Raw genomic sequence first — 12,541 nt, 5'->3', positions numbered from 1 at the left:
TGAATGAATTCTTTAACTGTTAGGTATCTACGTCAATCAGTCAATGTGAGTTTGTAATGTTTGGGCATGGTCATTCGCATTGCGGCAAATGGCATAAGTGTCCGGTCTGCAGAAGCTGCATCGCAGCGCTCTGTCGCTCAGTGAACGGCAGCTTCGGGCCGAGGTTGCTATTTAGCCTGTGGGGTTTTAACGCGATATCGGCTCAGCTTCGCGCAACTCGTGAATCAGCCGGTCCCGAAATGCGATGGTCCCAACCGCTCCACCACGCCCTGCGCCCAGCGGTGCGACGCTTCACCGAAGCAGTCGTGAAGGGAGTCGGCGGCCACAACGCTACCCAGTGCCAAACGGCCTAAAAGACAAAGCCCCGGTGACCTCTTTCCTTCCCGACCGATAAGCTGGCCATCCTTGGCGGTATGCGCGGCAAGCCTATCTGTGATTGGGCACAGCCGTCCTTCGTCTATCAGCCCAACCAGCAATGGGGTGCGCAAGATCGACAGGTCGGGCGATGCCATAACAGCGTCGATCATAACGCCGGCTTCGATCGACCCAGTCTCCGATTTTAAGGTCCAACCGCCATCAGTCAGTGTGAAATCAGGGTCGACGGCATAGTCCAGATCAACAAGGCCCGCATCAACCAACGCGGCAAGCTCGCGGCTTGATGAAATTGGCGGGCCGTAGGAATACCGCTTCAGCCCCTCGTCAAACGCGACAATCGTTTTGGCGGTGTTGGGCGGGGTGTTGGCCGGATTATACCCGCTCCGCAGCGCGTTCTGCCACTTTCGCCAGACCTGCCCGACCGTATAGCCAATAGATGGCAAACACGTGCCTTCCGCTATCGCGATACCGACCCGGAGTGTTTCAATCGGACTGTCCGTCTCTTGCGAACCGGGAGCGGACCATTCGGTCTCAAGCCAGTCCGCCACGCCGGATGCCTCTGCATCGTTTTCGACCTTCCGCAAAATCCGCGTAACGACCGGTAAAAGTGCGGCGGTCAAAAGCTCTTGTGCCTTCTTCGGCGTAGCGGTAGCTGCATTTGCGATATTGTCCGAGAATGCCTTTGTCTCTTCTCGCGTCGGTTCAAAGCGCGCGTCCAACCTATCGGTTTCGGGCTTTGGGAAGGGCGGTCTGCCGTCCAAAGAGAATGGAAGAATGCGCGCAGGTTCATGCCCCGAAGCAACATAACGCACGTCTTCAAATCTGCCGCCCTGTAGGGTTGTCAGAACTCTCAGCACATCGAAAGCCGAAAGCGCCAGACCGCGGATTGCAACCGTGCATCCTGACAAACCCTCGGCCTTGGACTGGAGCCTTTTTGCAGGATACGCCTGAGCCAGTATGCCGGCAGAGTCCTCAGCATGTTGTTGCCATTCGGCAAGCTGTTCGTCCGGCTGGACCTCTGGCTGGCCAAGCGACAACAGCACCTCGGCATACGGCCCGTGCCATGCGTCTGCGGCGCGCAGATACCAGCCGTCGTTTCCTTGCTTCAAATCGGTGACGGCGGCAGGTGAATGGGTCATCGCCAACCTTCCGTCAGCCTTGAGATCCGCATACCGCGCTTCAAGGTATTGTCCCAGTTCGGCCCGCATTGGAAAGGTGTCAGGGCCGGGTGCAGTCTTCAGCCACTCGGCAAAACGTCCGCAGACTGTGAAAACGGGCGGGCGAATTTCGATATCCCGCATCGGGATATTCAATAGGCAGACTGAAAGTTCGTCAGGGTCAAAGTTTGGACCGGCCCCGCAAACTGGACAGGGATCGAAAACATCCACTTGCAAAGATGGGGCACCTTTGTAAATGCGCGCTGCAAGGGCTTCCAATGCACCCAGACCACGTGGTCCCATCCCGACGACTGCTATCCGTAGTTCCGACTTCATGTCGCCCATGTGTGCCCAGCGCTTCAAACTATCGCTTGCAATATGAGGAGAAAAGCAGCTGGCAACAATGGCCATAACTGATCAGAGCGCTTGGTGCTGCAATTCCCAGCCGCAATGGCTGATTTGGTGAAGCCGCACCGCTGCGCGCGGTGCATTCGCAAACGGCAGCTATGGGCCGGAAGTGGGCTCGTGACGAGGGGGCAAAGACCCGTTGTCGCTTAGGCTCAGGACCCATTGATCTGCTTGAGGCTACGTCGGCAGCGTGATTCAAGCTCCCAAACTGACGGGGGTGATGATGAGCAACCTTTTCTGGCTAACGGACGCGCAGATGGACCGGCTTCGGCCGTTTTTTCCCAAGAGCCATGGCAAGCCGCGGGTGGATGACCGGCGTGTTCTGAGTGGAATAATATTCATCAATCGCAATGGCTTGCGCTGGTGCGACGCGCCCGCGGAATACGGCCCGGCCAAAACGCTCTATAACCGCTGGAAACGATGGAGCGACAAGGGCATTTTCGCGAGGATGATGCACGGCCTTGCGTCGGAGGCAGCGGTTCCAAAGACGGTGATGATCGACGCGACCTATCTGAAGGCGCACCGCACGGCGAGCAGTCTGCGGTCGAAAAAGGGGGGCCCGACGACCAGCGGGGGCGCGCGATCGGCCGAACCAAAGGCGGCATGAACACCAAGCTGCATGCCGTCACCGATGCCGAGGGACGACCGATCCGGTTTTTCATGACCGCGGGCCAGGTCAGCGACTACACCGGCGCTGCGGCCCTTCTTGGCAGCCTGCCATCGGCACAATGGCTTCTGGCCGACCGGGGCTATGACGCCGACTGGTTCAGGGAAGCGTTGAAAGACAAGGAGATAAAGCCCTGCATCCCTGGCCGGAAGTCCCGCGCCAAGCCCGTCAAATACGACAAGCGCCGCTACAAACGCCGCAACAGGATCGAGATCATGTTCGGGCGCCTGAAGGACTGGCGCAGGATTGCCACACGCTACGACCGATGCCCGAAAGTCTTCCTCTCCGCCATCGCCCTCGCCGCAACCGTCATGTTCTGGCTATGAAACGAGAACGAGTCCTGACCCTAGGCTCAGGACCCATTGATCTGCTTGAGGCTACGTCGGCAGCGTGATTCAAGCTCCCAAACTGACGGGGGTGATGATGAGCAACCTTTTCTGGCTAACGGACGCGCAGATGGACCGGCTTCGGCCGTTTTTTCCCAAGAGCCATGGCAAGCCGCGGGTGGATGACCGGCGTGTTCTGAGTGGAATAATATTCATCAATCGCAATGGCTTGCGCTGGTGCGACGCGCCCGCGGAATACGGCCCGGCCAAAACGCTCTATAACCGCTGGAAACGATGGAGCGACAAGGGCATTTTCGCGAGGATGATGCACGGCCTTGCGTCGGAGGCAGCGGTTCCAAAGACGGTGATGATCGACGCGACCTATCTGAAGGCGCACCGCACGGCGAGCAGTCTGCGGTCGAAAAAGGGGGGCCCGACGACCAGCGGGGGCGCGCGATCGGCCGAACCAAAGGCGGCATGAACACCAAGCTGCATGCCGTCACCGATGCCGAGGGACGACCGATCCGGTTTTTCATGACCGCGGGCCAGGTCAGCGACTACACCGGCGCTGCGGCCCTTCTTGGCAGCCTGCCATCGGCACAATGGCTTCTGGCCGACCGGGGCTATGACGCCGACTGGTTCAGGGAAGCGTTGAAAGACAAGGAGATAAAGCCCTGCATCCCTGGCCGGAAGTCCCGCGCCAAGCCCGTCAAATACGACAAGCGCCGCTACAAACGCCGCAACAGGATCGAGATCATGTTCGGGCGCCTGAAGGACTGGCGCAGGATTGCCACACGCTACGACCGATGCCCGAAAGTCTTCCTCTCCGCCATCGCCCTCGCCGCAACCGTCATGTTCTGGCTATGAAACGAGAACGAGTCCTGACCCTACACAGAGCTTGGTCGCGGCCAAGAAATGAACGGACGTCCGGTATGCACAAAGCACGAGGCAATCTCCAAGGTGCAAGGCATTGTCAAAGAAACCCGCCAAGCATTCTGCGGCAATGAAGTGGCGCAATGTTCAGACCGTGCGGGCTGCCTTTGGTGGGAGCAGCAAGACAAATCCCTGACGCATGATCTGCGCATCCGAACCCATGCGCACCTACCGTTGCAGATCGCCAAGGAACACGGACAAAGTCGCGTGCCGAACTTCGTCGTGATCGACGAAAACTTCCTCGGTGCGCTGATTAAGAGTGGCTATGTCGAGATCAAAGACCTTTGCGACGTGATGCGTCATGACATGGGCGACTGGCTTCTTGAATTGGCTAAGGTGTTCAAGGCTGGGCTGACCATAGAACGGCTCGAAGCCGCAGGGTTCACGGTCGATCTCTGCAAAGAGTTGATCAAGGCTGAAACGGCACTTGCACCGGAGGTCGAGATCACACCGGACATGTCAGTCAGCGAGGCGCTGAACGCGGCAACTGACTACGATGGGCAATGGTATAAGTATGCCTCGTTCTGGCGTCGTCTGCGCGATGCGCTTGAGGCTGGCTCACTCAATCGCCTGCGTGTCACACCGAACAAGAAAGGCGTCTACCTGAACTGGCGGCAGAAGATTGCAGGCATCCCGTGGGACAGTGAGACAAACCGACCGCGCGTGCCTGTGCTGATCCTGTCCGCAACGATCAAACGGTCAATGGTTGAGGCGATCCTGCCCGTGGATGAATGGGTGTCGATTGAAGTTGAAAAGCACCCAGATGCAAAGGTGATGCAAATCCCGATCAACGCATCGAAGAAATCACTTCTCTACGGCACATGCGACCGTGTTGAGGAATGGGATGAAACCGACAAGAAAGACAAAGCACTGGCCGAGCAATTTCGTGCAGATGTGGCGCGTATTTCTGAGGGGCGTCATTTGTTCTCATATAAGGCGCTTATGGACGAAAACATGATGCTCGCCGGATGGTTCAATGCTGTCGAAGGTCTGAATGATTGGGCTGGGGGCAAGATCGACATTGTTGGTCGGCCATTGCCTGCACCGCTGGATGTTGAAGACATGGCACGCGCGATCCATCAAGACGGTGATCCGATTGTGCCCGTTGCGCAATGGTATCCAAAGCGGCCGATTGCGATGGTTGGCGGGGCTGGAATGGCTCACTGTGAACGCCACACCGATCCGCGCGTTGAGGACGTGCGCTGGGTCGTGTGCGAGGGCGCTATGATGCAGGCGGCGGCAAGGGCGCGGCATGTGCGTCAGGGCTGCGAGATCAGGTTGTTTACGAACATGGTGTTGCCAGTGAAAGTCGATGAAGTGCTGCGGTTCGACGATCTGCTGCCCGATGAATTGGAATATGCGCGTGCGCCTGTGCGGGTGCAGTCGGCAAAGCTGGCGCAAACGCTGTTTCGCAAGTTCGACGGTATGTCAGCCAATGGTATTAAAGGCGCTGTTGGCGATCTGTTTGGCTGGGCGATGGAGCAACAGGCCGAGTTCATTGAGGTGCGCACGAAGGGATCAAAGCAGTGGTCGCGTGCATGGCTTGCGGATGGTGGATGGCGATACCTGTGCAATCGTGCCGAGATCGTTGACTGGCGGGAGCCTGTGCGGCGCAAAGACGACAATGCGCAGAAGTTTGACGCAATGATCGAAGCGTCACGGCACATGCAGGAAGTGCGGGCGATGCGTGAGGCGTTGGAGTATGAGCCGTGGCTCGATGATGAAGGCGCGGTGTTGCGCGGCGCGGTGACAACGGCTGAGGGTTGGCAGTTCGATGTGGGTGCGATGGCGGCGGATGCACAGCCAGCAGCATGGCCGTGGCGCAATGCGCAATATGGCAAGGATTGAGGACCGTTTTAAACTGTCACTGCTCTTAATAGTATGTATCTCTATTAACGCGAGTGACAGTTTAACTTGCGACTGACGATGCCACGATGCGGACGCGCTGCACTGTCACTCGGAGCGATCTATCCGTGATACGTCAACAGTGCTGGCATAGTTGCCTGCAAGCAATTGATTACCTATCAATCGCACTGGTGAATTGCACTTGCGGATCAAGCGGTTGGTGACGCTCTGCAACAACGCTGCAACATCCAGTTGTGGCCAAGCCGCAGATACATACCGGCACCTTTTGGAACCCCCTGCTGCTAATGCGGAAACCCACCCCCACAGTCGGAAACATCTGAGAAATTTTTCATTCAGGCGGCAAACTTTTGATTTTTGAATTATCCTTCAATCGCTTATCAAAGGGTCGCTCGGGTTGTTTTGCCTGCTGAGACTCCAACTGCCTCAGTCGCTCCTCAAGAACCGCTATCCGCTGCATACTCTCTGTCAATTGCCTTTGAATCTCAAAAGTGGGTGAATTTGCTACCAAGCCACGCAATTCAAATAACATACTTCTATTTTCTGAAATATTTTCTGCATTTTTTTCCACATCTTTTGCTAATCCATCGATCTTATCAAACAAAAGAACAATTTGCGCATACGCTTTTGAAGCACCACCAAACCAACTCATATCAATTGAAACTTTTCAGATTTTTTTGAAGGTTTCGAATTGAAACTATCTTGCTGTCTAGGCCTTCTACGCGGTGCAATATCTCTGCACTTGCATCCTGCTCTTGGAGAATGTCGAACTCTCGCAATCGTTGGAAAAGCACGCCTGATCCTTCGACAAAACCATTGTGAGATAGGGCATTTTCGCGTTCTTCGTCAGAGCGATTGGAGGGCACCGTACTGTCTAGTGAAGCAAACAAAAGTTCATTTTCATCATTATTACCATCGGCTTGTCTATACACTTCCTGCTTAGAAACTTTGGGAACCTTAAGGCTCACATCGACAACGATTAACTCCCCTGCCTTTACTGAGGCTGCCGAAGAAAAGTTCAAGCGTTCAAGCGGCTGCGGCATCGATGAAAATGCAATTCCAGTAGGGTTTTCGGCATAGAAAAGGTGCCGTCCACCGTCAGGCGACCTTGCTCCGACAAGATTCTTTTTTGTCAGAATTAACAAAGCAAATTCACCTTCGATCTTTCTGAGCGCATCAGCTAGGCGATCTGGTATATTTCTTTGGAGAGAGCGGGCCATCAGGTGGAGAACGATTTCCGCCTCCGAGTCAGATTGAAATACGGAACCGCGCTCAATTAGCTCATTTTTGATTTGATCAAAGTTCGATATATGTCCATCAAATGCGATTGACAACGATCCCATAGACATTTGCCCTCCCAAAAGGGAAAGATCTGATAGCGAAATATCCTTGATACCATCTTCGGCCTCACCAAGAGTTTTAGCGTCTTGAGTGCAGCCAATGGCGTGTTTCGCCTCGATTCCAACCAAGTAGAACATCGAATTGAAATTCAAACTCGTAAAGCCTGCGCGGCGAATTTTGGCAAAGCTTCCATCAGGCAAAACCGCTGCAATACCCGACATATCTTTGCCGCGCTCACGCAGCATAAACAAACCATCCGCCACTAAACTCATTGCTGAAGTAGAGCCACATGCTGCAAAAATTCCTGATTTGAGCAGAGGATCGGTTTGGTCTACTTCTATTTTGTCGTTTTCAATTGATTGAGTGTTCATTTCACCTCGCCAATGTTCTTTTTAAGGGCCGATGGCCTAGTCTCGCGGAAATATATCAGGTCCAACACATGTTGCCACCTGCTTTTGTGCTAACGATGTTTCATGGGTTCCACTTATGTTCGATCTGCGCGGTTTGGCTCATCTGAACGGCCATCTTTCGCGCTGATCCTTTCGGATGGCCGTTCACACTAATGAAAGCACACCCCATGCAAATTACATTCACCGCTGATGGAGGCGAGGCCTGCACGCTCGCCCAGAAAACCGTTTCTTCCTCGACTGCCTTTTCTATTCCAATCTCAAAAGCTGCCCTGCAAACAGCCCTTCGCACAATGCTGATGAACCCCGAACAGCGCGACATGACAGTTGATGCCGTGATGGTTGATCGCTGTCGCGACGGCCTGCGTGTCCACGCTGGCGGCGGGCGTTTTGAACTGCCCTACCGTCACCTATTTGCCATCGTCCTAGAGGCTTAATCCATGACACGATCAAACTGGGACCGCCTGCAATCGCAATACCATCTGATCCGCGCCTGTCTCGCTGGCGAGGATGCCGTGAAGGAACAGGGTCAAACATATGTGCCGCAACCAGACGGGATGACCGCGCAAAACTACGCACACTATCTGGACCGCGCCTGTTTCTATGGCGCACCGGAAATGACGCTCCGCGCACTTGTCGGCCTTGCCCTGCGCAAAGACCCTGTGATCAAGCTGCCTGCACGCCTTGAGCCGATGCGGTTGAACGCGACCTACGAAGATGCGCCGATGCAGGTTTTGATTGAGGACATGGTGCGCGAAGTCGCAACAATGGGCCACTACGGTATTCTGCTCGACCTGCCGACTGAGGGTACAACGGCCAACACGGTTCCGCACTTCTCGACCTTCAACGCGGAATCCATCGAAGACTTCTCGACAGGTTTTGTCGATGGCCGCAAAGTCCTGACTCGCGTGCATCTGTCCTCTGACGAGCAATGGGAAGACGCAGACGTCACCTACGAATTGATCCTTGAGGCTGGCGTCTACCAGTTCCGCCGCTTCACCCGCGATCAGCATAAGAACCGCGTCGATATTGGCGAAAACCATATCCCGATGATCAACGGTCAGCCTCTAACCTATATCCCGTTTGTCATGGTCAGCCATGAAGGGCTGCGGCCTGAGCATGTCACCCCGCCGTTTCTATCGTTGTGCAAAGTCGCCATATCGCACTTTAAGAACAGCGCAGATCGAGAACACGCTATCTTTTTGACGGCTGCGCCGACGCCTTGGGTGGCCGGATCAATCCCAGCTGACAAGGTGCCAACGCAGATCGGTGCAGGGACAATCTGGACGTTACCCGAAGGCGCAGAAGTAGGGATGCTTGAATTCCAAGGCCACGGCGTCGCTGCCATGAAAGAGATCATGGAGGAGAAATCCGAAACGATGATCTCGCTAGGCGCACGGATGTTGAGTTCGACCGTCAATCGGAACGAAACACTAGGCTCAGGACCCATTGATCTGCTTGAGGCTACGTCGGCAGCGTGATTCAAGCTCCCAAACTGACGGGGGTGATGATGAGCAACCTTTTCTGGCTAACGGACGCGCAGATGGACCGGCTTCGGCCGTTTTTTCCCAAGAGCCATGGCAAGCCGCGGGTGGATGACCGGCGTGTTCTGAGTGGGATAATATTCATCAATCGCAATGGCTTGCGCTGGTGCGACGCGCCCGCGGAATACGGCCCGGCCAAAACGCTCTATAACCGCTGGAAACGATGGAGCGACAAGGGCATTTTCGCGAGGATGATGCACGGCCTTGCGTCGGAGGCAGCGGTTCCAAAGACGGTGATGATCGACGCGACCTATCTGAAGGCGCACCGCACGGCGAGCAGTCTGCGGTCGAAAAAGGGGGGCCCGACGACCAGCGGGGGCGCGCGATCGGCCGAACCAAAGGCGGCATGAACACCAAGCTGCATGCCGTCACCGATGCCGAGGGACGACCGATCCGGTTTTTCATGACCGCGGGCCAGGTCAGCGACTACACCGGCGCTGCGGCCCTTCTTGGCAGCCTGCCATCGGCACAATGGCTTCTGGCCGACCGGGGCTATGACGCCGACTGGTTCAGGGAAGCGTTGAAAGACAAGGAGATAAAGCCCTGCATCCCTGGCCGGAAGTCCCGCGCCAAGCCCGTCAAATACGACAAGCGCCGCTACAAACGCCGCAACAGGATCGAGATCATGTTCGGGCGCCTGAAGGACTGGCGCAGGATTGCCACACGCTACGACCGATGCCCGAAAGTCTTCCTCTCCGCCATCGCCCTCGCCGCAACCGTCATGTTCTGGCTATGAAACGAGAACGAGTCCTGACCCTAAAAGCCAACTCCGAAAAGATGCTTGATGAATTGAAGGACCGCAAACGCGCTGCTGCCGATGCAGCCGCAAAGGATCAAGCCGACGCGGGACAATTCAGAACATTGCTAGAACGTAATGACGATCCCGCCTCGATCAAAGCAGCCCTTACGCCTGATCCAATCCGGCTGAGCCGATCTCAGGCGCGTGACGCGCAACTTTACCGTCGTGCCAAGGCACAGGCCGAAAAATCCGGCACAACAGTTGAGATCGTGACTGATGGCTGATCTCAACAAGGCAGCAGATGCCACAGCCCGCGAATTCTTGTCGGGTATCTATCGCAAGGTGCGGGAGTTCGATGTGACCCTTGCACGCAATGCCATCTTAGATTGCCTCTACAGCGCGGAAGAACCCGACTTCATTCGCGATGTTGCAGCACACCCGCTCTATGCCGCAGATGCCCGTCGCGTCATTAGCCGCATGGCACCGCATATGGTCGGCTTGGCTGGCCTGACCCTGACACGTCAGGCAGCGGCATGAGCATCAACTATGACCGCATCAAGGACGCGTTGCCCGTGGAATCGGGCAACGGTCGCCGTTCCACAATCCGCGCCCGCTCTGACGTAGTCGAGGTCGTTCTCGATTGCGTCCTGCGCCGCCGCCAGTTCAAAGAGATCGCCAAAAGGTGCTGCGTGGATCTCGAAAGCCTGACGCGGTTCCGCAAACGGTTTATCACGCCGGAGGTCGAAAAGATCGTTCTCGTTGAGGCCAACAAGCTGGATGCAACGTCGCTCGACCAAGAGGTGAACAGCGCCCAAGACAAGATCGAAGGCGGTATTGAGGGCATCCTCAAAGAACAGCAGCGGCTCTATCGGACGCTGAACGGCATGGCCGATGGTGGCAGTGAAGGCTTGCTCGAAGTGCTAGCCCCAATGATGCAATTGCTTCGGGATCAGAACAAATCCTACGAGAACCTGCTGAAAGTCTATTCCAACCTACGTGAGAAGACGACCATCGTGCTTGGGCTGAATGAGCATCCCGACGTTCAAAAGCTGATGGACGTTTTGTGGGTCGTGTTCAACGCGCACCCTGAGGCGTTCGATACATTCCGGCAGGTGATCGAAGATCGGCGGATTCCGCTTTATGTCGAATGATCTTGGCCTTTTCCTACGCACCCTCAACGAGCGGATAAAGCCGGAACTGCTGCTTGAACGGGTGGTCGATGGCGCACCCGACGAATGGCAACGCACGCTCATGAACTCTGCGTCAGACATCATCATGGTGCTGGCGTCCCGCAGGATCGGCAAATCGACAACTGTTGGTGTCATGGCGGGGCAGGAATTGTCCAAGCCAGAGCATCAGGTGATCATCCTTTCGAAGACGTTGGCCCAGTCTCAATTGCTGTTCGCCAAGATTGCCTACACTTGGGAAAAGATGGCCCTGCCGATTGAAACGAAGCGGCGGACCATGACCGAATTGCACCTCAAGAATGGGTCTTCGGTTGTCTGCGTTCCCGCAGGTCAAAACGGTGAGCAGGCCCGTGGTTACGGCGTTAAAAACGGACTGCTGATCTATGACGAGGCTGCATTTATCCCTGATGATGTTTTCGGCTCGACGCTTTCGATTGCGGAAGACAACGCAAAGACAATCCTGATAACCACACCGGGTGGCAAGTCGGGCAAAGCCTATGAGATGTGGAGCGATTGGGAAATGTATCCCGAAGTTGAACGCATCCGCGCCTGTTCACTTGATTTGCCGCGCATGGCGAAGCTGGTCGCGCGTCAGCGAAAGGTTCTGTCCAAGTTCGAATTTGACGTGGAACACGGCCTCAACTGGATGGGGCGTGGACACCAGTTTTTCGACTCGGCGGCAATCGCTGCCGCCTACACCGACACCCCACAACTGATGTTAGGAAACCTATATGCAGGTCTTTGAACGTGGCGAGGATTTGATCCTGCCCAACGCTGATCCGGCGGTTGAGATCGTCAAAGGGTATCGCCGCTTCCTCGTGGGCTTGGACATTGCGCAGGCACAGGACCGGAACGCATATTCAATCTGCATCGACGAGCGTGTGCCGTTCTACGATTCCAACGGACGGCAGGACCTGACCAAACGTCGCCGCGAGATCGTGCGTGCGGATCATCTGCCCGCAATGTCCTACGCTGATCTCGCCACTGTGACACGGAACCTGATGATGGACCCCGCGATTGCTGGCCGCGCTTATCTCGTCGTGGACGCGTCAGGCGTGGGCCGCGCCTTCTGTGACATATTGAATACGAAGTCAGTGCAGCACACCCGCGTCCAGATGGTGTCAGGCGAAAATGAAAGCGAAACCAAGGAGCGCGGCCAGACATTCAACAACGTCGGGCGCACGCGGCTGCTGTCGGCGCTCAACTCAGCCATCCACACAGGCGACCTGAGCATTGGCAACTTCGAGGCCCGCGACCTGCTGCGCCAAGAGCTTGAGAGCTTTGAGGCTGACGTGGGATCGACAGGGCGCGTGCGCATCGAAGGCGGGACGAAGTTCGGCCATGCTGACTTGGCTGTGTCAGCGTCGCTGGCTTTGTGGCTGTCGGATCATCGTTCAATCGGTGCACACATCGGAGAAGCGCCGCTGCGCGGGTTTTGGTAAAATCTGCCGCCGCAATGAAGAACACTTACCATTTGGCAGTAGATTTGGCATAGGCTCGTCAAATCATCGCAAAGGAGCCTTCCGAGTTGAACGATAAGTTCCACAAACGCCTAATTAAGCTAGTCGCGGAATTGCTCGCGATAGCCTTGGCT

The 12,541-nt window shown here is 55.9% G+C and carries 14 protein-coding genes; 11 read left to right on the top strand and 3 right to left on the bottom strand.

The genetic code is table 11. The features are described 5' to 3' along the window. Positions 1-224: 224 nt before the first annotated feature. Positions 225-1,943 (bottom strand): FAD/NAD(P)-binding protein, encoded by a 1,719-nt coding sequence (locus ACW9UO_RS02330; protein WP_457087405.1) that lies wholly within the window; start codon positions 1,941-1,943, stop codon positions 225-227. A gap of 220 nt (positions 1,944-2,163) precedes the next feature. Between ACW9UO_RS02330 and ACW9UO_RS02325 the strand changes: the two genes are divergently transcribed. The 3 genes from ACW9UO_RS02325 to ACW9UO_RS02315 all read left to right on the top strand — a co-directional run bounded on the left by ACW9UO_RS02325 (position 2,164) and on the right by ACW9UO_RS02315 (position 5,714). Continuing rightward, positions 2,164-2,933 (top strand): IS5 family transposase gene (locus tag ACW9UO_RS02325; protein ID WP_457088577.1). Its coding sequence is split into 2 segments (ribosomal slippage): positions 2,164-2,500 and positions 2,500-2,933, totalling 771 coding nucleotides; the frame shifts between segments, so codons are not numbered across the junction. A 97-nt stretch (positions 2,934-3,030) separates the two neighbouring features. Continuing rightward, a protein-coding gene (locus ACW9UO_RS02320) for an IS5 family transposase (protein ID WP_457088577.1) occupies positions 3,031-3,800 on the top strand; the annotation gives its coding sequence in 2 pieces (ribosomal slippage) (positions 3,031-3,367 and positions 3,367-3,800; 771 coding nt in all). 48 nt (positions 3,801-3,848) lie between these two features. Continuing rightward, positions 3,849-5,714, top strand: coding sequence for a hypothetical protein (locus ACW9UO_RS02315; RefSeq protein ID WP_457087404.1), 1,866 nt, complete (start codon positions 3,849-3,851; stop codon positions 5,712-5,714). Positions 5,715-6,060: 346 nt separating this feature from the next. On the opposite strand, the gene ACW9UO_RS02310 is transcribed toward ACW9UO_RS02315, so the two are convergent. Both ACW9UO_RS02310 and ACW9UO_RS02305 read right to left on the bottom strand, forming a co-directional pair. Continuing rightward, positions 6,061-6,381 (bottom strand): hypothetical protein, encoded by a 321-nt coding sequence (locus ACW9UO_RS02310; RefSeq protein WP_457087403.1) that lies wholly within the window; start codon positions 6,379-6,381, stop codon positions 6,061-6,063. Position 6,382: 1 nt separating this feature from the next. Then, on the bottom strand, positions 6,383-7,441 hold the full coding sequence (locus tag ACW9UO_RS02305; RefSeq protein WP_457087402.1) for a class II glutamine amidotransferase domain-containing protein: 1,059 nt from the start codon (positions 7,439-7,441) through the stop codon (positions 6,383-6,385). A 206-nt stretch (positions 7,442-7,647) separates the two neighbouring features. On the opposite strand from ACW9UO_RS02305, the gene ACW9UO_RS02300 reads away from it, so the two are divergent. The 8 genes from ACW9UO_RS02300 (at position 7,648) to ACW9UO_RS02265 (ending at position 12,389) form a co-directional block, all read left to right on the top strand. Then, entirely contained in the window at positions 7,648-7,914 is a 267-nt protein-coding gene (locus ACW9UO_RS02300) for a hypothetical protein (RefSeq protein ID WP_457087401.1), read from the top strand. 3 nt (positions 7,915-7,917) lie between these two features. Continuing rightward, entirely contained in the window at positions 7,918-8,958 is a 1,041-nt protein-coding gene (locus ACW9UO_RS02295) for a DUF4055 domain-containing protein (protein WP_457087400.1), read from the top strand. Positions 8,959-8,987: 29 nt separating this feature from the next. Next, a protein-coding gene (locus ACW9UO_RS02290) for an IS5 family transposase (protein ID WP_457088577.1) occupies positions 8,988-9,757 on the top strand; the annotation gives its coding sequence in 2 pieces (ribosomal slippage) (positions 8,988-9,324 and positions 9,324-9,757; 771 coding nt in all). Then, positions 9,754-10,044, top strand: coding sequence for a hypothetical protein (locus ACW9UO_RS02285; protein ID WP_457087399.1), 291 nt, complete (start codon positions 9,754-9,756; stop codon positions 10,042-10,044). Before ACW9UO_RS02290 ends, ACW9UO_RS02285 begins: the two co-directional genes overlap by 4 nt. Next, positions 10,037-10,297: a hypothetical protein gene (locus tag ACW9UO_RS02280; protein ID WP_457087398.1), complete on the top strand. Its 261-nt coding sequence runs from the start codon at positions 10,037-10,039 to the stop codon at positions 10,295-10,297. The genes ACW9UO_RS02285 and ACW9UO_RS02280 overlap by 8 nt, the downstream gene beginning before the upstream one ends. Further along, the gene (locus ACW9UO_RS02275; protein ID WP_457087397.1) at positions 10,294-10,911 is read left to right on the top strand and encodes a hypothetical protein; all 618 of its coding nucleotides are present in this window, start codon (positions 10,294-10,296) and stop codon (positions 10,909-10,911) included. Before ACW9UO_RS02280 ends, ACW9UO_RS02275 begins: the two co-directional genes overlap by 4 nt. Then, positions 10,901-11,692, top strand: coding sequence for a terminase large subunit domain-containing protein (locus ACW9UO_RS02270; protein WP_457087396.1), 792 nt, complete (start codon positions 10,901-10,903; stop codon positions 11,690-11,692). The genes ACW9UO_RS02275 and ACW9UO_RS02270 overlap by 11 nt, the downstream gene beginning before the upstream one ends. After that, positions 11,679-12,389, top strand: coding sequence for a hypothetical protein (locus ACW9UO_RS02265; protein ID WP_457087395.1), 711 nt, complete (start codon positions 11,679-11,681; stop codon positions 12,387-12,389). Before ACW9UO_RS02270 ends, ACW9UO_RS02265 begins: the two co-directional genes overlap by 14 nt. Positions 12,390-12,541: the final 152 nt, after the last annotated feature.

It is taken from the genome of Marinovum sedimenti (assembly GCF_054052205.1).
The sequence above is the reverse complement of the archived record's forward strand: the minus strand, read 5'-3'. Positions and strand labels throughout refer to the sequence as shown.